The organism is Algoriphagus sp. UBA3586, assembly GCF_002376385.1.
Taxonomy (GTDB): Bacteria; Bacteroidota; Bacteroidia; order Cytophagales; family Cyclobacteriaceae; genus Algoriphagus; species Algoriphagus ornithinivorans.
This window is the reverse complement of record NZ_DFMT01000029.1, coordinates 43871-62629: the sequence shown is the minus strand read 5'-3', so window position 1 is coordinate 62629 and position 18759 is coordinate 43871. Positions and strand designations below refer to the sequence as shown.

Genomic DNA, 18759 nt, shown 5'->3' with positions numbered 1-18759 from the left:
TCCAAAGGAGCGAGATTTTCTGGCTAGGCCAATTTAGAATTAATAAATATTGTCGTTTTAAAGTAGGGCTTTGAATTATTGGTTTCCTGGGGCTTTTTTAAATATAAATGCCCATTTTTTTTATCCCGCCCCTTCAGGGCTATTTCGTGAGGTTTGGGAAATTATGTTTTACCTAAGGAATCTCGGTCCTTCGGACCTCAATTATTTTTCTATGCCTATAGGATGGGTATAAATTAAATAGCTCCGAAGGAGCGTGATTTTTTAGTGAATTTGAATAAAGTAAATTGATGGGACAGCTCCAAAGGAGCGAGATAACTTGCCGATTCCCTTGAATCCTCAGGTTTTCAGCTTTCAAATTTCAAATTTCTAACTTCAAAAATCGCCTTTTTGATACTCAAACTTCTCAACATGATCCCCATTTTTAGATCTCATCAAAACCCAGACGCTCATTTGATCTCCAACTCGCTCCATGGTGAGTCCATCCAACCAGACTTTGTTTTCTCCTACTTCTATAAGCCTAAACTCTGTCCATTCTTCATTTTCTTCCCAAGGACCCAGGTCAGCTCCATAATGCTTTAGCTTTAAGGTAAAGGAATCACCAATATCTACTAACTGGAAAAACTCAGTAAACTGTAATTTTCCATCATTCCAAAATCTAAAAGTCCCCATCATCTGCCCATCTTTTTGGGGAAGCCAAACTTCCTCACATTCTCCTCCCAAACCTGTACCCAACCAATAACCAGACAGCCAATCCAGTTCGGATACTTTTCCTTTTCCCGGATTTTCATCGGGGCCAAGGGTTTTTACTTCTTGGGAAAATGACTGAGTAGAAAGGAGAAATAAGGCGAGAGATAGAATGATTGACTTCATTTTGAATAGAATTTGATTCAAAATAGGAAATTATTGCAATAGTAATTAATCCCTAAAAATTCACCTGTGTCAGAAACTGAATGATGAACACTGAAGCAAGTTATAAACCCGATGTTCTCCAATTTTAAGCTTTCAGCCTTTATCCTTAAGAATTGTCCTCAACATCATGCCTTTTAGGGATATCTGGATTGATGAAAGTAAAGCCTCTTGCCTCATCTCCTTCAAAAAAATCAATCTGCATCCCCATCAAAAACATGTAGTGCCTTTTCTCTATTAGAACCGGGATTCCTGCAATTTCAAATTTTTGATCCTCAGGTTTAGCCTTGTCAAAACCCAAAGCATAGGACATACCCCCACAACCACCACCTCTGACACCAACCCGTAAGTGATATTCTTCAGGTATATTTTTGTGAGCCATGATGTTTTTGATCTCAGCTTCAGCTTTTTCTGTGATAGAAATTGGAACTAGCATGCAATTCGAATGATTTTGGCAGGAAATTGGTTCGATTTGAAACCAAATTTACACAGACTTCCGTTTCTAGGCCGGAATAAATTGTAGATATTCGACTTTATTTAATCCCACTATGGAATACCTATTTGATTTATTGAAGATTTTGTTGCCAGCTGCTGCGGTGCTGTATGGCATGTATTTAGTAGTCGTTTCTTTTATTTCGAAAGAGCGTGAAAAGATGCTGGTGGAGCTTAAGACCAAAAATACCCAAACCATTATTCCTGTTCGTCTTCAGGCTGCAGAAAGACTTTGTCTTCTTCTGGAAAGGATCACTCCCAATAATTTGGTGAGAAGGTCCAGTCCCGGGGGGATGACAGTGGCGGAGTTACAGGGGCAATTGCTACATGAAGTAAGAGAAGAGTTCAATCATAATTTTTCTCAGCAAGTATATTTTTCCGAAGAGACATGGGAAGCAGTTAAACGCGCTGTGGAGGAAGTGACCACGATCATTAATTTGGCTCGTCAAACGGTGGATCAAGAAGCTTCGGGAATGGACTTAGCTAAGGCTATCTTTGCCCAATCTCTGGAACGAAAAAACGATGCCATCGCTTATGCTTTAAAAAAGGTAAAGGCTGAAATTCAACTTTACTTCTAGAACCATGGCAAAAAATAAATCAAAAGCAGGGAAAATTCTGAATAAAGCCAAAGCTCTTTTTGGGGAAAAGGTAGAAGCTCTATCAGGTCAGGAGAGCAAAATCAGAGAACTAATCAGCGGTGTAGGCAATAAACTTGCGAATCTGAAAAACAATACACGAATTCAGAAGCTAATCGAACCTGTTTCTGTATTTATTAGAATGATTAAAGCTCATTTTGCAGGGACTCATAAGCTTTCAGGAACAACTTTGGGTCTTTTGCTTTTGGCATTGGTTTATTTCTTATCTCCTTTTGATCTTATTCCTGACTTTTTAGGCATTTTTGGTTTTGCAGATGACCTTTCAGTGATTTTAGCTGTTTATACCAAAGTAAAAGATGAAATCGAGCAATTTTTGGATTGGGAGCGAACTCAGATATAGGCAAAGCTGTTTTCTCTCAAATATTTAAAAGATGCTAGACCAACTGAAACAAACTATTACCCCTGAGCTTATTACCCAAGCCCAAACATATTTCGAATATCGGGAGTTGGTGAAACAGTTAGTTTTAGAAAACAAAACTACAGGTCCAAACCAATCAGAGGCTTATTTGGAATATACTCGAATGGCTGCTCAACGCATGCATCGATGGGATAAAACGGCAAAAGTATCTTCAGAAATGGAGGACCTGATCAGAGATCTTCCCCCTCAAATTTGGCTGGTAATTACAGAGGCATGGTGCGGAGATGCTGCTCAGACAATTCCGTACATGAATAAGCTTTCGGAAATTAATCCTGGTATACAATTGCGGATGATATTAAGAGATGAAAATCTTGAGATCATGGACCAATACCTAACTAATGGAGCAAGATCAATTCCTAAGCTGATCGCCTTAAGTCCTGGCTTGAAAAAGGAATATTTTACTTGGGGACCAAAACCTCAATTTTTACTCGACAGGCAAAGGGCCTATAAGTTGGATCCTCAAGGGCTAAGCTCAAAAGAATTTACAGAAGGAACTCATCTTTGGTATGCTCGGGATAAAAATCAATCTTTAGAAAAAGAATTGATGGACCGCATCAAAGAAGCATTTATCCTATGAACATAGCCCTAATTTCCGGTACATCCGGTTTGGTTGGCATGCAGTTACTGCACCAACTTCTAAAACAAAATTCATACGATTATATTATCAGCGTAGGTAGGAGGAAATTGGCGCTTAAACATGCCAACCTTGTGCAATTGGCTGGAAATATGTCCCAAATCCAAAATTGGAACTGGGAAGATCAAATTAATTCTCAATCGCTGGGGGGTGAATATGTGTCCCTTACTCAAGCTATTCAAGAAAAGAAATGTACGATTCAAGCCTTCTCAAGCTTAGGCACAACCATCAAGCAGGCAGGTTCCAAGGAGAAATTTTTTGAGATAGATCATGATTTGGTATTGGCTTTTGCAAAGTGGGCTAAAAGCTTGGGAGCAAATGGTTTTTATTATGTTTCCGCCTTGGGTGCCGATCCACAATCTTCAGTCTTTTACAATGAGGTCAAAGGGAAAACTGAGGAAGATTTGAAAGCACTTGATTTTGAACATTTAGGGATATTTAGGCCATCCTTGCTTTTGGGGAACAGAAATGAATTTAGGTTTGGGGAAAAAGTTGCGACTATTTTAATGAAACCCTTGGTTTGGTTAAGGCTCTTCAAAAATATGAGGCCTATTTATGACTATCAGGTGGCAAAAAGTATGGTCAAAGTAGCTTTAGATAATTCCAGAAAAGGAGTGGAAATCATTCCTTCAGGAGAAATGCAGGATTTAAGTAAATGATAGCAGTAATTCAAAGAGTTTCCGAGTCCTCTGTGAAAATCGAAGGAAAAGTCAAATCTCAAATTGGGTTGGGTCTGATGGTATTACTTGGAATAGAAGATGCAGACCAAAAGGATGATATCGAGTGGCTAAGTAAGAAAATAGTCAACCTTCGCATTTTTCCAGATGAGAACGAGGTAATGAACAAAAGCCTGCATGACGTCAATGGTGAGATTTTGTTGATTTCACAATTCACCTTGCATGCCAGTACTAAAAAAGGAAATAGGCCTTCCTATATCAAGGCTGCCAAACCTGATGTGGCCATACCTCTTTATGAGCAAATGATAGGTGCTTTGGAACAAGAATTAGGGAAAGAGATTGGAACAGGAGAGTTTGGTGCAGATATGAAGGTTTCCCTGATTAATGATGGCCCTGTTACAATTGTTATTGACTCGAAAAATCGGGTTTAGCGCTTAATTTTTTTGCGCCATCCATTATTGCCTGACTTACTGAATAGAGGTTATTGAAAGAAGGAAGCTAGATGAGGATTCCCGACATTTTTTTTATCTTTCAAAATGCCTCAAAACCTATTGGAAATCCAAAATGCTAAGGTGCTTTTTAAAGGGAATCATGCCTTCCATGATTTGAATTTTGAATGGAGAAAAGGAGAGCAATGGGCAATTGTCAGTGATTCTGGCTGGCTCCAAACAGCCTTTTTAGAAACCATCCGAGGAAACACTATTTTATCCCAAGGGCTGGTCATTAGAGATTTTGCTAAAGTGTATTCTGAAGAAAAATCAACAAAAAAGGAAGTCCACAGCTTCAGGGATTTGATGGCTTACGTTTCTCAGAAATATGAATTTAGAAATAAGTTCAATCAGCAAAACTTCTATTTCCAACAGCGATTCAACTCTAATGAATCAGAGGAAACAGCTACTGTATTTCAGTTCCTCAACGAAATAGAATCCAAAATCCCAGGTTCTTGGACTTTGGAAAATGTGATGAAATTATTGAATTTGGAAAGCCTCAAGGATGAGTCTTTATTGAAGCTTTCGAATGGAGAAACCCGTCGATTAGCCATCGCTGCTGGCTTGATGAGACAGCCGAAGATATTTTTGATGGATCATCCCTTGACAGGACTTGATGTGAAAACAAGGAGTTCTTTTGGAGAAATTCTGAAAGAAATTATTCAAGCTGGGACACATGTATTGCTTACTGCTAATGCTGAAGATATACCTGATGGAATTACCAACGTGGCAAAATTGACAGATGAAGGCATTATTCAGCGCTGGAGTAGCCGCGATTTCCATCTTACTAGTCATGCTAGTCAGGCTAAATCATGGGATTGGGCTTTGTTGGGAAAACTTCTTTCTAACGAATCAATGCCTTCAGAAACTCTGATCAAATTGGATGCTGTGAATATTTCCTATCAGGGAAATTTGATTTTGGATTCAGTTTCATGGGAAGTAAACTCTGGTGAATACTGGCAACTTAAGGGGCCAAATGGATCAGGGAAATCAACTTTGATCTCATTGTTGATTGGTGAGAATCCTCAGGCTTATTCTCAAAATATTTATCTTTTTGGAAGAAAAAGAGGAACAGGAGAGAGTATTTGGGATGTAAAAAAACCAACTGGCTTTGTAGCTCCTGAATTATCAAGATTTTTTCCTGCAAATCAAACTTGTAGAAAAGTTATTCTTTCGGGACTTTATGATACGATGGGTTTATTCAAAAAAACTACAGCCGAGCAAGAAAGTCTGGCAGATAGCTGGCTTAAATTATTTGAACTGGAGAAAGTTCAGCAAATTCCCATTCAAAGACTTTCCCTAGAACATCAACGCTGGACTTTGTTAGCTAGGGCATTGATCAAAAAGCCAAAGCTATTAATCCTAGATGAAGCATCTCAGGGAATGGATAAGCTTCAGCGGGAATTATTTAAAAACACAATTCAAAAAGTCTGTGAAATTTCTTCTTTGTCCTTAATCTACGTGAGCCATTACGATGAAGATGTTCCAGAAATCATTGACCGCGTTTTTGCTTTATCTTAAGCTTTTGCTCTGCCCTGGCTTTTGCTTCTTCCTTTCTAAAAATCGCAATGTCCTGAATCAATTTTAATGGCAACTTTTCATTATAAGGTATTTGAATGGCTCCCTTGCTGGTTTTGAAGGGCTTTAAAGCTTCCTTAAATTCAGATACTGCAGAGTTGGTTGGATAGAAACCAATATGGTTTTTCATGGCTGCATAATAAACCAGCACTTCGGTGGTTTTGAAAGCCGGCATATGATAGCTTATAACTTCAGTAGCTTCAGGGAGCACCTCTTTTATTGCCTTTCTTATCTGGCCTAATTGGTTCTGGATTTCAGGAGGAAACCAGCTGAAATACTCTTCAATATTTTCCGCTTTCGGTCCCATTTTAGAATTGATTAATGATGGTAATACCCTGATTTTCAAATTTATTCATTTCCGGCAAAACAGTTACAGCATCTTCCAAGCTAATGGTTTTCCCTATGAGTGCTTGCGGATTCAGTTTTCCATTTTCTATCATATCCATCATCTCTGTATATCTCCATGCCTGCATTCCATGGCTCCCTAGAATTTCCAGCTCTTTGGAAATCACCAGGTTCATGGGCAAAGCAGTGTCTTTTTCCTGATCCAACAAAAGTCCTACCTGAATATGTTTGCCTCTTTTCCTCAAACTGGCTACTGAATCATAGGCTGTTTTGCTATTTCCCAAGGCATCCAATGATACATGTACACCACCTTTTGATATTTCATGAATAGCCTCTGGAGTTGAGCTAATGGATTTGGGATTTAAAATAGCATCAGCTCCTACTGTTTTTGCGAGATCTAGTTGCTTTTCAGAAATATCGATAGCAATTACCTGAGCTCCCAATGCTTTGGCGATCATAATAGCAGATAATCCTACCCCTCCACATCCAAATACAGCTACCCATTGTCCTCCTGCGACTTTTCCCTGATCTACTACTGCGCGAAAAGAGGTTGCAAATCTACAGCCTAGACTTGCAGCAGTTTCATAACTCATGGATTCAGGCAAGCTGATCAAATTGGTTTCTGCTCGGTCAATTCTCACATACTCAGCAAAAGATCCCCAATGAGTAAATCCGGGCTGAAATTGCTCATTGCAGATTTGTTGATTTCCGGAGGCGCAGGTTGGGCATATGCCACAAGCACAAACAAAAGGAACTGTCACGCGATCACCGGTTTTCCATTTTCTGACATCTTTTCCTATTCCTACTATTTCTCCAGCAAATTCATGTCCGGGAACATGTGGCAAAACAATATCTGAATCATGACCCATCCAGCCATGCCAATCCGATCTGCATAGTCCTGTAGCTTTGACCTTGATAACTACACCATTGAGCTCAGGTGATGGATCGGATACTTTTTGGATTTTGGGTAAGCTTTGAAACTGCTCGTAGACCAATGCTTTCATTCGATGATTTTTTCTGAAAAGTAGCCAATCCCTTCCGTTTTTTCTTAGTTACTTAGATGAGAATAAAATGAAAGAACAATAATGGACTCAGATAAAAAAGAAATAACTATAGCAGAAGCTCAAGAACTGGTCGATCATTGGATAAAAACGGTGGGAGTTCGTTACTTCAACGAGTTGACCAATATGACTATCCTCATGGAAGAAGTTGGCGAGCTGGCTAGGATAATGTCACGAACTTATGGGGAACAGTCTTTCAAAGAATCTGATAAAGGAAAGGACTTGGGAGATGAAATGGCGGATGTGCTTTGGGTTTTGATCTGCCTAGCAAATCAGACAGGGGTAGATTTGACAAAAGCATTAAAAAGAAATTTTGAAAAGAAAAATATCAGAGATAATACGAGGCACAAAGACAATAAAAAGCTTCAATAATAGCTTTTCCTAAACTGTTTCATCGGAAGGTGTAAATATCCTCGTAGATTCAATTATGAATAGTTCTCAAAAGACCTTTCTCCTATTTCTTATATTTTTTGTTTTCACCCAGAAAGCATTTTCTCAAACCTTAGTTCAGGAGAAGTCAAAAGATTGGACCTTGTCTGTTTTGCCATTGGTCTATTACACCCCTGAGACTCGATGGGTTTTTGGTGTCGGAGCCGTGAGTAATTTCAATTTGGGAGACTCAATAAGTACCTACGAAAGTCAATTAGCTGCCGGAATTGCTTATTCTTTGAGGAAACAATTTTTAAGCTATCTAAGCGGAAGAATCTTCACTCCAGGAAATAAGAACTTGATCTACGGAGAAATAGGCTGGTACGATTATGTGTATTTCTACTTTGGTCAGGGGATGAATGTCAGCCAGGAAAACGAGGAGGTATATTCGGCAAAGTTTCCTCGGGTAAGAATAAATTATGCTTGGGCCTTGGGCTCCAATTGGTATTTAGGTGGAGGATTGCGATTTGATGCAATGGATATTTATCAAAAAGAAGAGTCAGGCCAATTGGAAGATAATGGGATATTGGGTAACGAGGGAGGAAGAAATTCAGGTTTGGGCCCTGTGGTGCTTTTTGACTCTCGGGATAATCAACTCTATCCTGTAAATGGAGCTTATTTTGAAGCAAGCATCCAAGGATATGGAAAAGCTTTGGGAGGGGAATTCCCCTATGCGAGAATCTTTGCAGATTATCGAAAAATAATACCCATAGGAAAGAATCAAATCATTGCCACCCAAGGCCTCACAGAAATGACTTTTGGAGATGTCCCATTCTTTGCCTTGCCAATGCTTGGAGGAAACAGATTGATGCGAGGTCTTTTTGAAGGGAAGTACAGAGAAAAACAAGTTGTGGTTTTGCAGGCTGAGTATCGATATAAATTCGCCCCTAGATGGGGGATAACGGCCTTCAGTGGTCTGGGAAATGCATTTTCACAAGAAAATCCCTTTGTGCTAAATCAGAGTAAATTCACCTATGGAGCAGGGGGGAGGTTTCAGCTTAACAAACGAAAAAGACTAAACCTCCGGCTTGATTTGGCTCATTCCCCGGGAGAACCTTTTCAGTTTTATTTCACTTTCGGAGAAGCTTTTTGAAGGCTAAAATCTAAAGTTATAAATCTGAAAGCTAAAATCAGAAATCTGAAAATAGAAGTATGAAAGGCTAAAATCAGAAGTCTGAAATGAATTACAAAGCCCTTTTTAAAGAGGGAAAAGAAATTTCTTTCCTTTTGAAAGAGCATAGAGGCGGGAAAATGAACTCTGAACCCTGTACAAAAGAACAAGGTAGATCTAAGCCCCAAGTATTTTTAATCCTAAATATTTCAGTTTTACTTCCCAGATTCCTTTACCCATCTCACAGATAAATCCGGATCAGCCATATCCTTGTCTAAGGGGAACATCGGTCGATTGATTCGCTGATAGCCTAATCTTCCCAGATCTTGATCTACCCCTCCCGGAGTCAAAGCCATAATCCAGTCTCCTCTTAAGTCATAGAGTTCCGGTACCAAATACCCAATTTTCACTACCAAAATATCCGTGTTTTCCGGATCCAGATTCAAATCAGTAAAGTCTTTGACATGGTGATAGGGTTTCCGTTTTTCAGTGACAATCACTTTGATTGACCCTATCTGAACCACCACTTCTGTCTTGGCATCAGAGTCTCCCTCCTTGATGGCTAAAACTTTACCTTTCAATAATAGTGGTGGAGCAAATCTGTCATCAACCATCGCACCGGCATAACCTTCCACTTGATTTCCAATTCCAACTTCTTTGGCTTTAGCAACCAAATCAGGTCCTGGAATAGAAGCATAGATAAGTTCGGGTCCGGATTCACTTTTGAACTCAGGTCTTTTCAGTAACTCATTCAAGGTCCAAGTTACATCTCCGGCTCCTCCAGCTGTAGGATTATCTCCCATGTCCGAAATGACAAATGGCTTCTTTTCGCTTTTTAGTGCCATTTCCAAGCTCTCATCCAAATAAGCAACTGGAGCGACAAACTCAAATTCATTTCTTACTGCCCAAAAACTGTTGGCGAGGAATTCGGCACTTTCTTTCACTTGGTTTTTATCATCTCCTGTCACCATCACCACAGCATGATTTCTGGGTTCGTCTGCCCAAGCATAACCTATCCAAATGGCTGCGTCAATGACCCCTTTTTCTTGTGTGATCGGGTCCACCTTCGCGTATAAAGATTTGCCGGGGTCTATGCGAGTGCTGGTTTTTTCTCCGGGCAATAAAATCGGAACAGGAATCCAAGCTTTGTATGCTGGTTTGCCTTTCCCTGACTCTAACCGTTCTAGCAAATTTTCTACAGCACGTTGCTTTGATTCCAAAGCATCCTCATGTGGAGCCATTCTATAGCAGGTAATCAAATCTGAGTTTTCTGCCAATCGCATTGACACATTGCCATGCAAGTCCATGGAGGTGGAGATGAGCGTCTCGTACCCAACTACCTCTCTAACTTTCAGAATAAAATCCCCTTCCGGATCATCTATCCCTTCTACACTCATGGCGCCATGAATATCAAAAAACAATCCGTCGTAGGGTAGATTTTCTCTTAGCATGTCCAATGTTAAATTCACCAAAGAATCATAAGCTTCCCGGGTGACCATACCTCCTGGAATTGCATGTCCTCTTAATGTTGGAAACCATTCGGCTCGGCTGCGATTGGTGCTGCTATCTGCTAAGAAAGGGTAGTAATTGAAAATATCATCTCCGATTCGTGCTTTGAATGATTCTGCGGTGGATCTGGCTGGTGAAAAGGTGCTGGATTCAATAGCTAAACCTGCTATAGCAATCCTTGGAAGTTTTTTCTCTTGCTGACAGGAAAAAAGTAGAATGATCAGTGCAAAGGCCAATAGGTTCTTCATCATTTGCCGGTTTAAATGGAATCCTGAAAATACCAGCAATTTTGAAAAGTTCTGAAGGAAAGGGGATGATTGGGGAAATCTTTGTTTGGGGAAAAGACACTTATTCCAAAGATATAGTCTCCATTATTCCTCAAAAAAACCAATTCATTGAATTGACGGAATAATTAAGTCAGAGTTAGAATCACTGGCAATTTGATTCGCTTTTTTGACCGCCTTATTCAAGTTGGAATAATCAAAAGAAAAAACATGCTGAGAGGATTTGGAATATAAAATTACCTTAAAAGAATTTACTGTTCCTGAAAGTGTAGGGCTAATTCCATTGGGCACATTTTGACTTTTAAAGCTGTAGGGAAGTACTTCAATCTTGGATATTTGAGGCAATAGGCTCCATTCTCCAAATCGAAAGCCCACAATGGAAAAGTAGTTTTTATACCTGTTTTTTGAAAAATCAAGCAAGACCCCACTGTAGGATGAAAAAATGATGAGTCCAATGGTAAGAGTTACTAGTCCCACTGTGATGACTTTTTCCAAGGAACTTCCACTTTCTAAAAAAGTCGGGCTGACCAAAACAAAAATTCCCACCAATAGCAAAATCAATCCCAATAGGTGAGGGCCTGAAAAAAAATTTCTCTTTTTGTAGTTGAAGGTTTTCATTTTCTAGAATTGTAAAGAGGATGCTACGTCAATTTTTGAAAATAGCCTTTACTTATCTGAAATAAAAGAACTTGAAGTTTTAAAAGGAAATTGGTTTCACCTTCTCATTCTCTACCTTCGCCACCAAATCATATAGATCCAAGGTTAGACAAAAATCAATATCTGCTTCTATTCCGTGATTTTGAAGTCTTTTGGCATGAGATGCCTTGCTTAAATAAGCTGAAAGTTGATGTCCTTCCTTTTCAAAAAGTGATTTCATCGCTAATGCACCATCTTCTTCAGCAGCATGAGTGCTTTCCAAGGATTTGACTAATGCTCCCGCATATAAAGAATCTTCCAGATTAAATCGGCCTTTCCAGCCCGCACAATGGACCAAAACATCCTTTTTCTGCTGCTGGATATAGGCTACTGTAGCATATAGGTTCGGAAAAGCTCCAATCAATATCTCATCAGCCTGATTGGATTTCGATATTGCCAAAGTACCGTTGGTGGTAGTCATTGCCAACTTTTGCCCGGAATAATCATCCTTCAAAAATGCTACCGGGGAGTTCCCTAAATCAAAGCCATCCACTTTCAACCCATTTCTTTCAGCTGCGATCAAATAACCTTTGCCTCTCATTTCTCGGCAGGCTTCTAAGTCAGCGAAAGTCATGATTTCATCAATCCCATTTGCCAAAGCAGCAATCATCGTGGAGGTAGCCCGAAAAATATCGACTACCACCACGATTTTCCCCTGCAAATCATGCAAATGAATTAATTCTGGGCTGAAGCAGACTTCAATGTTTCTCATCCTTTCAACAAGGGTAGTTTTTCAACCTGAGCTTTCAGATTTTTATTTCTAACCTGTATGAAGATTTCTGTTCCAGGTTTGCTGAATTCTGTTTTCACATAGCCTAAACCAATTCCCACACCCATAGATGGAGATTGAGTTCCGGAGGTTACTTCACCGATAGTGTTTCCGGCTTCATCTACAATAGGATAATGTCCTCTTGGAATTCCTCTTTCCTGCATGACAAATCCTACTAGTTTTTTGTCTACACCAGCTTCTTTCTGGGCTTTTAGCGCTTCTGAGTTGATGAAATCCTTGGTGAACTTGGTGATCCAACCCAATCCCGCTTCGAGAGGGGAAGTATCATCATTGATGTCGTTTCCATACAGGCAATAACCCATTTCCATTCTCAGAGTATCCCTTGCTCCCAATCCTATGGGTTTGATGTCAAAGTCTTTTCCCGCCTCAAAAATGGCATTCCAGACTTTTTCAGCATCTTCGTTTTTCACATAAATTTCAAATCCACCAGCTCCAGTGTATCCTGTGCCGGAGATAATCACATCTTGAACTCCTGCAAATTCACCAACTGTAAAATGGTAAAATTTCACCTCTGAAAGATTCACTGGGGTTAAAGACTGAACTGCCTCGATTGCTTTAGGACCTTGAACAGCAAAAAGTGAGATTTGATCAGAAATATTAGTCAATCGAGCTCCCATGGTATTATGCTTATTTACCCAAGCCCAATCTTTATCAATATTGGATGCATTGACTACAAGCATATATTTTTCTTCAGCAAACTTGTAGACGATCAAATCATCTACAATTCCTCCGTTTTCGTTCGGGAAGCAAGAATATTGAGCCTGCCCATCCACTAATTTTGAAGCATCGTTTGAAGTGACCTTTTGAATCAAATTCAAAGCCTCTGGTCCTTCGACCATAAATTCACCCATATGGGAAACATCAAATACCCCAACTCCATTTCTCACACAAAGGTGTTCTTCGTTATCAGAACTGTATCTTACAGGCATATTGTAACCAGCAAAAGGCACCATTTTGCCTCCTAAGGCAATGTGCAAGTCATTCAGTTGGATTTTTTTGATTTGATCTTCCATTATTTGGGTTCTTTTTTTAACGAGGGCAAAGGTAAGGAATGAAGTCTAAAATGGGCTAGGTTTAAGCCCAAAAAGAAAGGCAACCTGATGAGGTTGCCTAGCATGTTTTTTTGTCGATAAATTCTAGAATTGTAGAATCAGACAGAGAAACTCTCTCCGCAGCCACAAGTTCTGCTTGCATTGGGATTGATGAATTGAAATCCTTTTCCATTCAGTCCATCTGTAAATTCCAATGTAGTACCAGCTAGGTACAATAAACTTTTGCGATCTACGATTATTTTGATGCCTTTATCCTCGAATACATGGTCTGTATCCACGGTTTTTGCATCAAAGCCTAAATCATACATAAGGCCTGAACAGCCTCCGCCTTTGACGGAAACTCGGATGTTTTCATTTTCAGTTCGGCCTTCTTCTTTTTTCAACTCCAAAATACGCTCTTTGGCCTTGTCAGAAACGATGATCATATATTTATAACTTTACGTCTTCAAATTAACTCAGATGCAGAACATGCTGCATGCTGAAAAGATTCAAATACAAATATACGAATAATAAAAATGAGGAAAATCGAACATATAGGAATTGCTGTGGCAGATCTTCAGGAATCCAATTTACTTTTTGAAAAACTCTTGGGTAAAAAGCATTTTAAAACAGAAGTAGTGGAGGGAGAGGCCGTAGAAACTTCCTTTTTCCAAGTGGGAGAGACCAAAGTGGAGTTGCTTCAGGCAACCCGGCCAGAAAGTGCCATCGCCAAATATTTGGAAAAAAAATCTCCTGGAGTCCATCATATTGCTTTCGATGTAGAAGATATCCATGAAGAAGTGGCTAGATTAAAAGGAGAGGGGTTCGAAATATTGAATGAAACGCCCAAAGAGGGAGCCGACAATAAATTAGTTGTATTTTTGCATCCCAGAAGTACGAATGGGGTGTTGGTGGAATTGTGCCAAGAAAGAAAGTAGGCAGTAGTGGGAAGTCTGAAAGCTGAAGTGAGAAAGCTGAAAAAGAAAGTCAGAAGTCAGAAGTCATAAAGCTGAAAAAGAAAGTCAGAAATCTGAATTGAGAAAGCTGAAAAAAGGCTGAAGTTTAAAGTGAGAAAGCTGAAAAGTAGGCAGTAGGCAGAAGCAGTAGGTAGTATTGCCAGCCCGAGGTTTTCCTGACTCTTGTATCAATCTGGAGCTTTAAACATGGCATAAAATTCTAATAACCAATAACTAATAACTCAACAACGAATCACATACCAAGAAATGTCAGAAAAGAGAACAGAAATAAGCGAAATTGGTGAGTTTGGACTCATTGATCATTTGAATGAAAAAGTAGCCATCAAAAACTCATCTTCACTCAAAGGAATCGGAGATGATGCTGCAGTAATTGAAGCTGGAGATCATGTCAAAGTAATCACTACTGATTTGCTTTTAGAGGGTGTTCACTTTGACCTAGCTTATGCTCCACTGCCTCATGTAGGGTTCAAAGCTATAGCAGTGAATATTTCTGATGTTGCGGCGATGAATGCAATCCCAAAGCAAGTCACAGTGTCCATCGCTCTTTCCAATCGATTCTCTGTTGAGGCTGTAGATGCACTATATTCCGGAATACATGCAGCATGTGAGCATTATGGGGTAGATTTGATAGGTGGAGATACTACTGCTTCAAGAAGTGGCTTGGTTATATCTGTGACAGCTATAGGAGAGGCTAAAAAGGAGCAAATTAGCTATAGAAACGGTGCGAAGGTAAATGATATCCTTTGCGCAACTGGAGATCTGGGTGCAGCACTGGTTGGGCTTCAGATTCTGGAGAGGGAAAAACAAGTTTACTTGGCCAACCCAGATATGAAACCGGATTTGGAAAAATATACGATTGTAACAGGCCGACAGTTGAAGCCTGATGCACGAATGGATATTATTCATGAGTTGAGGGAATTGGATGTGGTACCTACATCTATGATGGATATTTCTGATGGTTTGGCCTCAGAGATATTTCATATTTGCAAAGCTTCGAATGTGGGAGCCACTATCTATGAGGATAAACTGCCGATCGATAAGCAAACCTTCGATACAGCTGTTGAACTAAATCTGGATCCAATTACTTGCGTACTAAATGGGGGAGAGGATTATGAGTTGCTTTTCACAATAGATCAGAAGGATTTCAAAAAGTTGGAAAAGCATCCGGATATCCATTTCATCGGACATATTTCCAAGCCTGAAGAAGGGAAGTTCTTGGTTACCAAAAGTGGAACTGCAGTTCAGTTAAAGGCTCAGGGCTGGAAGCACTTTTAGAATTAGGAAAATTTAATCTGCGATAATCTGCGGGAAATTTTATAAAAAAATAAACCCTCCAAGCATTTTGATGGGCTTGGAGGGTTTGATTGAATTGTCTACCTACTCTTCCGGATAAGGTACATAAACGAAGCTGGTAAAGGCTCCGTCAATGACAAAAAGGCAACAAAACTCATCTGGATCTTTGTAGGCCTTTTTAAATTCTTCCAGCGCATCCTCAGCGATCAATTTTCGTTGGACAAATTCATCTACATAGGTGATGAAGTAATTCCAGTCTAGATTTTTCTCCGCTTTCCCCAAGAATATTTTACCGATGGGTTGCATCTCTTTGGAGATTGGAAAAATCGGGAAATCCGAAAAGCCTCTAGACCTTACTTGGTAGGAGGCTTCTTTGAGTACATCAGAGATTTTTACAAAATCTGAGGTAATTGTTCCTAGATATTTCCCGCTTAATTCTGGATCGTTGAAATCAGATATCATGATTTGAGCGTTAAGAGTACGACATTTTCTACGTGATAGGTTTGAGGGAACATATCAACAGGTTGAATTCGTTCCACTTGGTATTTTTCTCCCATCATAGCAATATCCCTGGCTTGAGTAGCAGGATTGCAGGATACATAGACAACTTTTGGAGCTTCTAATCTTAAAAGCATATTCACTACATCCTCATGCATCCCTGCTCTTGGTGGATCGGTAATAATGACATCCGGTGCAGCGTGGTTTTGGATAAATTCTTCGTTTAATACATCCTTCATGTCACCGGCATAGAAAAGCGTATTTTCTATCTCATTAATCTTTGAGTTCAACTTGGCATCCTCAATTGCCGCAGCTACATACTCAACGCCGATTACCTGCTTGGCTTGCTTAGCAACAAAATTGGCGATAGTGCCTGTACCCGTATAAAGATCAAACACCACTTCATCACCATTCAATTGGGCAAAATCACGTGCGACTTTATACAATTCGTAAGCTTGTTCTGAGTTGGTTTGATAAAAAGATTTAGGCCCGATTCGGAATTTTAAGCCTTCCATTTCCTCTTCGATATACGGCAAACCGGCATAGGTTACCAGATCCAGGTCATGAAAGGTTTCATTGCCTTTGGTGTTAATCACATAAAGTAAAGAAGTGATTTCCGGGAATTTATTCTTCAAAAATTCCATCACCAACTCGATGCCGGCAGGATCATTTTCACCAAACTGCACAATGACCATGGATTGATTAGTAGAGGCGGTACGGATGATGAGATTTCTCAATAAGCCCACTTGCTCGCGAATATCATAGAAGCTGAGTTTGTTGGCCAAAGCGAAAGCTCTTAACTCATTTCTGACATCATTGGAAATGTTTCCCTGAAGGTAGCAATGTTCGATATCGATGATTTTATCAAACATTTTAGGGATATGAAAGCCCAAGGCATTTCGGTCAAAATCCTCTCCCGATCTGATTTGCTCTAGGGTAAGCCATTTTTTGTTGGAAAAAGTAAAGTCCAACTTATTTCTATAGTACCTGGTTTTTTCTGATCCTAAGATCGGAAGCACTTCAGGAATAGGGACTTTGGCGATTCGTTGAAATTGGTCGACAACCTGCTGTCTTTTATAGTTTTTCTGAAGATCGTAATTGATATGTTGCCATTTGCAACCTCCGCAGGTGCCAAAGTGCGAGCAAAATGGCTCGATTCGGTCCTTGGAATACTCGTGAAAGTGAATTGCTTCACCCTCCATAAAGGAGCTTTTTCCTCTGGTAATTCGAACATCCACCACATCTCCGGGAGCAACCTGATTGACAAAAACCACTTTTCCTTCATGATGCCCTACGCACTTCCCTTCGGAAGCAATCCGCTCGATCAATAGGTTGGTGATGACCTTATTTTTCATTTTTCTCGACATGGCCGCAAAATTAGGGAAAAAAGATGGCTGTGAGAAACGGAACTGTAAACGAAAATATTATATATTTAGGCCTATTATTAAAAAATAGTAGAATGAAGTCATTGTTTGTTTTTTGCATCTCACTTTTGATTTTTTCTTGTTCCGAAAAATATAAAAAAGTAAATCTCATTAAGCTTGACTCTAATAGTCAGAAGGTAATTCCGATCAATAATTTATCCACTGAATTTTCGATTCTCTCTCAGCTAAGTTTTCGGGAGGATGGAGAGGTTCTGTTTATTCATTTGAATTACTTTGATTCTGACCCCAATTACTTATTTGTCAATTCATTGGATGACCCTGAGGTGGATTTAGTATTAAAATTTGATGGAAGAGGGCCCAATGAAGTTGGTGGAGTGACTGACTTTTATTTTCATGATTACGATTCTATATTTTTGATTGATAGGTATCGCTATCAGGTAAGCTTGGCTGACTCTTCAGGTGAAGTTTTAAAAAGATATAGACTAAAAGAAAATGATAGTAATATGCCAGGGGAAGATTCAGTTCTTCCCTGGGTAACATCTAAATCGAGGATTTTTAAACGTGGGAGGTATTTATACATCCCGTGCATTCCTGATCAAGATCCATTTAAAAGCCAATACAAAAGAAATAACCTTTTAATCAAATTGGATTTGAAATCGGGTGATTACACGACTTTGCTAGGGTATCCTGAATTATATCAAACCGGTGATTTTTGGGGTAATCCCGATCATATACTTCCTAGTATATCCCCCTCAGAAGACCCCGATTTCATGCTTGTCAGCTTTCCTTTGGCAGATTCTATCTACAAGTTAAACCTGAAGACTGAGGAAATGGAGCCATATTTTCTGATGAGGAGTGATCAGCTTGATCCACCGGTTTTCATAGACTTCAAGGATATTCAGTCAGATAGGATGATTCAGTATCAATATGGTACTGATTATTATTTTTCTTTTAATTATGACCCTTTTCGAATGCTTTATTGGAGGGTTGTTTATAAAAAATATGACGATGAGTCGCTAAATAGAATAGTCAATCGTAAAGGAGCTGGAAAAACCAATAAAAAATACATGATTGTTTATGATAAAAATTTAAACCGAATAGGTGAGTTTGGTTTGGATTCAATTCCCAAATTTGGAGGCTATGATTTCATTATTTTAAAAGATGGTCCATATATTTCTGTTACACCAGAGGATGTTGAAGATGAGAAGGTTTTTCAGAGAATAATTATAGAATAAAAGATTGATTTGTTTAATGACAGATCAAAGACACCTGCTTTTGATTATTGAATGATATGAATTTCCGCTTTCTTACCAGTAAGTAGACGGAATTGTGACAACCAAAATCAGGCAAGGTCACGGAAGCTTCGGTCTTCGGTCATCGGTCTTCCAGTAGCTCAAGCTAAGAAACTATGGTAAGTGGCAAGATTGAGGTAATCAGATTGAATGATTTTATATTCTGATTTTCAAAAGGCTTCTCATTCCCTATCTTTATCCCATTAAAC

The 18759-nt window shown here is 39.4% G+C and carries 22 protein-coding genes; 11 read left to right on the top strand and 11 right to left on the bottom strand.

Going from position 1 to position 18759, the window contains the following annotated elements; translation table 11 throughout:
- Window positions 1-372: 372 nt before the first annotated feature.
- Window positions 373-870, bottom strand: coding sequence for a DUF6265 family protein (locus tag B2906_RS09935; protein ID WP_219958445.1), 498 nt, complete (start codon window positions 868-870; stop codon window positions 373-375).
- A gap of 145 nt (window positions 871-1015) precedes the next feature.
- The gene (locus B2906_RS09930; protein ID WP_091654386.1) at window positions 1016-1342 is read right to left on the bottom strand and encodes a HesB/IscA family protein; all 327 of its coding nucleotides are present in this window, start codon (window positions 1340-1342) and stop codon (window positions 1016-1018) included.
- 112 nt (window positions 1343-1454) lie between these two features.
- Between B2906_RS09930 and B2906_RS09925 the strand changes: the two genes are divergently transcribed.
- From B2906_RS09925 to B2906_RS09900, 6 genes are all read left to right on the top strand, one after another.
- Window positions 1455-1976 carry a hypothetical protein gene (locus tag B2906_RS09925; protein WP_219958446.1) on the top strand — a complete coding sequence of 174 codons (522 nt, stop codon included), beginning with the start codon at window positions 1455-1457 and terminating at the stop codon, window positions 1974-1976.
- A 4-nt stretch (window positions 1977-1980) separates the two neighbouring features.
- Window positions 1981-2394 (top strand): YkvA family protein, encoded by a 414-nt coding sequence (locus B2906_RS09920; RefSeq protein ID WP_219958447.1) that lies wholly within the window; start codon window positions 1981-1983, stop codon window positions 2392-2394.
- A gap of 31 nt (window positions 2395-2425) precedes the next feature.
- Complete coding sequence (locus B2906_RS09915) at window positions 2426-3049, top strand: thioredoxin family protein (RefSeq protein ID WP_219958448.1); 624 nt, start codon at window positions 2426-2428, stop codon at window positions 3047-3049.
- Window positions 3046-3765 (top strand): NAD-dependent epimerase/dehydratase family protein, encoded by a 720-nt coding sequence (locus B2906_RS09910; RefSeq protein WP_219958449.1) that lies wholly within the window; start codon window positions 3046-3048, stop codon window positions 3763-3765. Before B2906_RS09915 ends, B2906_RS09910 begins: the two co-directional genes overlap by 4 nt.
- A complete protein-coding gene (dtd, locus tag B2906_RS09905) occupies window positions 3762-4214 on the top strand; it encodes a D-aminoacyl-tRNA deacylase (protein ID WP_219958450.1) in 453 nt (150 codons plus the stop codon). The genes B2906_RS09910 and dtd overlap by 4 nt, the downstream gene beginning before the upstream one ends.
- 105 nt (window positions 4215-4319) lie before the next feature.
- Window positions 4320-5792 (top strand): ATP-binding cassette domain-containing protein, encoded by a 1473-nt coding sequence (locus B2906_RS09900; RefSeq protein WP_219958451.1) that lies wholly within the window; start codon window positions 4320-4322, stop codon window positions 5790-5792.
- Here the strand turns inward: B2906_RS09900 and B2906_RS09895 are convergent.
- Together B2906_RS09895 and B2906_RS09890 are read right to left on the bottom strand one after the other, a co-directional pair.
- Entirely contained in the window at window positions 5764-6156 is a 393-nt protein-coding gene (locus tag B2906_RS09895) for an iron chaperone (protein ID WP_219958452.1), read from the bottom strand. The two genes, B2906_RS09900 and B2906_RS09895, sit on opposite strands and share 29 nt — an antisense overlap.
- Window position 6157: 1 nt before the next feature.
- Window positions 6158-7198 carry a zinc-dependent alcohol dehydrogenase family protein gene (locus B2906_RS09890; protein WP_219958453.1) on the bottom strand — a complete coding sequence of 347 codons (1041 nt, stop codon included), beginning with the start codon at window positions 7196-7198 and terminating at the stop codon, window positions 6158-6160.
- A gap of 81 nt (window positions 7199-7279) precedes the next feature.
- Here B2906_RS09890 and B2906_RS09885 point away from each other — a divergent pair, with 81 nt between their 5' ends.
- A complete protein-coding gene (locus tag B2906_RS09885; RefSeq protein ID WP_219958454.1) occupies window positions 7280-7627 on the top strand; it encodes a nucleotide pyrophosphohydrolase in 348 nt (115 codons plus the stop codon).
- 55 nt (window positions 7628-7682) lie between these two features.
- Window positions 7683-8777: a BamA/TamA family outer membrane protein gene (locus B2906_RS09880; protein ID WP_219958455.1), complete on the top strand. Its 1095-nt coding sequence runs from the start codon at window positions 7683-7685 to the stop codon at window positions 8775-8777.
- A gap of 233 nt (window positions 8778-9010) precedes the next feature.
- Here B2906_RS09880 and B2906_RS09875 read toward each other — a convergent pair whose 3' ends face one another.
- From B2906_RS09875 to B2906_RS09855, 5 genes are all read right to left on the bottom strand, one after another.
- A complete protein-coding gene (locus B2906_RS09875) occupies window positions 9011-10552 on the bottom strand; it encodes a M81 family metallopeptidase (RefSeq protein ID WP_219959402.1) in 1542 nt (513 codons plus the stop codon).
- 144 nt (window positions 10553-10696) lie between these two features.
- Entirely contained in the window at window positions 10697-11206 is a 510-nt protein-coding gene (locus tag B2906_RS09870; RefSeq protein WP_219958456.1) for a hypothetical protein, read from the bottom strand.
- A gap of 79 nt (window positions 11207-11285) precedes the next feature.
- Window positions 11286-11996, bottom strand: coding sequence for a 2-phosphosulfolactate phosphatase (locus tag B2906_RS09865; RefSeq protein WP_219958457.1), 711 nt, complete (start codon window positions 11994-11996; stop codon window positions 11286-11288).
- Window positions 11993-13087 (bottom strand): glycine cleavage system aminomethyltransferase GcvT, encoded by a 1095-nt coding sequence (gcvT, locus tag B2906_RS09860; RefSeq protein ID WP_219958458.1) that lies wholly within the window; start codon window positions 13085-13087, stop codon window positions 11993-11995. Before gcvT ends, B2906_RS09865 begins: the two co-directional genes overlap by 4 nt.
- Window positions 13088-13224: 137 nt before the next feature.
- The gene (locus tag B2906_RS09855) at window positions 13225-13551 is read right to left on the bottom strand and encodes a HesB/IscA family protein (protein ID WP_091654361.1); all 327 of its coding nucleotides are present in this window, start codon (window positions 13549-13551) and stop codon (window positions 13225-13227) included.
- 90 nt (window positions 13552-13641) lie between these two features.
- Between B2906_RS09855 and mce the strand changes: the two genes are divergently transcribed.
- On the top strand, window positions 13642-14043 hold the full coding sequence (gene mce, locus B2906_RS09850; protein WP_219958459.1) for a methylmalonyl-CoA epimerase: 402 nt from the start codon (window positions 13642-13644) through the stop codon (window positions 14041-14043).
- 285 nt (window positions 14044-14328) lie between these two features.
- Window positions 14329-15357, top strand: a complete 1029-nt coding sequence (gene thiL / locus B2906_RS09845; protein ID WP_219958460.1) for a thiamine-phosphate kinase — start codon at window positions 14329-14331, stop codon at window positions 15355-15357.
- 102 nt (window positions 15358-15459) lie between these two features.
- On the opposite strand, the gene B2906_RS09840 is transcribed toward thiL, so the two are convergent.
- The gene (locus B2906_RS09840; RefSeq protein WP_144603406.1) at window positions 15460-15837 is read right to left on the bottom strand and encodes a hypothetical protein; all 378 of its coding nucleotides are present in this window, start codon (window positions 15835-15837) and stop codon (window positions 15460-15462) included.
- Entirely contained in the window at window positions 15834-17240 is a 1407-nt protein-coding gene (gene rlmD, locus B2906_RS09835; RefSeq protein ID WP_286938960.1) for a 23S rRNA (uracil(1939)-C(5))-methyltransferase RlmD, read from the bottom strand. The genes B2906_RS09840 and rlmD overlap by 4 nt, the downstream gene beginning before the upstream one ends.
- 92 nt (window positions 17241-17332) lie before the next feature.
- Here rlmD and B2906_RS09830 point away from each other — a divergent pair, with 92 nt between their 5' ends.
- Window positions 17333-18493 carry a DUF4221 family protein gene (locus B2906_RS09830; protein ID WP_219958463.1) on the top strand — a complete coding sequence of 387 codons (1161 nt, stop codon included), beginning with the start codon at window positions 17333-17335 and terminating at the stop codon, window positions 18491-18493.
- Window positions 18494-18759 lie beyond the last annotated feature (266 nt).

Excerpts from the sequence above, each read along its gene's own strand:
- B2906_RS09935 (WP_219958445.1), bottom strand. The coding sequence starts at position 870 with ATGAAGTCAATCATTCTATCTCTCGCCTTATTTCTCCTTTCTACTCAG.
- B2906_RS09930 (WP_091654386.1), bottom strand. The coding sequence starts at position 1,342 with ATGCTAGTTCCAATTTCTATCACAGAAAAAGCTGAAGCTGAGATCAAA.
- B2906_RS09925 (WP_219958446.1), top strand. The coding sequence starts at position 1,455 with ATGGAATACCTATTTGATTTATTGAAGATTTTGTTGCCAGCTGCTGCG.
- B2906_RS09920 (WP_219958447.1), top strand. The coding sequence starts at position 1,981 with ATGGCAAAAAATAAATCAAAAGCAGGGAAAATTCTGAATAAAGCCAAA.
- B2906_RS09915 (WP_219958448.1), top strand. The coding sequence starts at position 2,426 with ATGCTAGACCAACTGAAACAAACTATTACCCCTGAGCTTATTACCCAA.
- B2906_RS09910 (WP_219958449.1), top strand. The coding sequence starts at position 3,046 with ATGAACATAGCCCTAATTTCCGGTACATCCGGTTTGGTTGGCATGCAG.
- dtd (WP_219958450.1), top strand. The coding sequence starts at position 3,762 with ATGATAGCAGTAATTCAAAGAGTTTCCGAGTCCTCTGTGAAAATCGAA.
- B2906_RS09900 (WP_219958451.1), top strand. The coding sequence starts at position 4,320 with ATGCCTCAAAACCTATTGGAAATCCAAAATGCTAAGGTGCTTTTTAAA.
- B2906_RS09895 (WP_219958452.1), bottom strand. The coding sequence starts at position 6,156 with ATGGGACCGAAAGCGGAAAATATTGAAGAGTATTTCAGCTGGTTTCCT.
- B2906_RS09890 (WP_219958453.1), bottom strand. The coding sequence starts at position 7,198 with ATGAAAGCATTGGTCTACGAGCAGTTTCAAAGCTTACCCAAAATCCAA.
- B2906_RS09885 (WP_219958454.1), top strand. The coding sequence starts at position 7,280 with ATGGACTCAGATAAAAAAGAAATAACTATAGCAGAAGCTCAAGAACTG.
- B2906_RS09880 (WP_219958455.1), top strand. The coding sequence starts at position 7,683 with ATGAATAGTTCTCAAAAGACCTTTCTCCTATTTCTTATATTTTTTGTT.
- B2906_RS09875 (WP_219959402.1), bottom strand. The coding sequence starts at position 10,552 with ATGAAGAACCTATTGGCCTTTGCACTGATCATTCTACTTTTTTCCTGT.
- B2906_RS09870 (WP_219958456.1), bottom strand. The coding sequence starts at position 11,206 with ATGAAAACCTTCAACTACAAAAAGAGAAATTTTTTTTCAGGCCCTCAC.
- B2906_RS09865 (WP_219958457.1), bottom strand. The coding sequence starts at position 11,996 with ATGAGAAACATTGAAGTCTGCTTCAGCCCAGAATTAATTCATTTGCAT.
- gcvT (WP_219958458.1), bottom strand. The coding sequence starts at position 13,087 with ATGGAAGATCAAATCAAAAAAATCCAACTGAATGACTTGCACATTGCC.
- B2906_RS09855 (WP_091654361.1), bottom strand. The coding sequence starts at position 13,551 with ATGATCATCGTTTCTGACAAGGCCAAAGAGCGTATTTTGGAGTTGAAA.
- mce (WP_219958459.1), top strand. The coding sequence starts at position 13,642 with ATGAGGAAAATCGAACATATAGGAATTGCTGTGGCAGATCTTCAGGAA.
- thiL (WP_219958460.1), top strand. The coding sequence starts at position 14,329 with ATGTCAGAAAAGAGAACAGAAATAAGCGAAATTGGTGAGTTTGGACTC.
- B2906_RS09840 (WP_144603406.1), bottom strand. The coding sequence starts at position 15,837 with ATGATATCTGATTTCAACGATCCAGAATTAAGCGGGAAATATCTAGGA.
- rlmD (WP_286938960.1), bottom strand. The coding sequence starts at position 17,240 with ATGTCGAGAAAAATGAAAAATAAGGTCATCACCAACCTATTGATCGAG.
- B2906_RS09830 (WP_219958463.1), top strand. The coding sequence starts at position 17,333 with ATGAAGTCATTGTTTGTTTTTTGCATCTCACTTTTGATTTTTTCTTGT.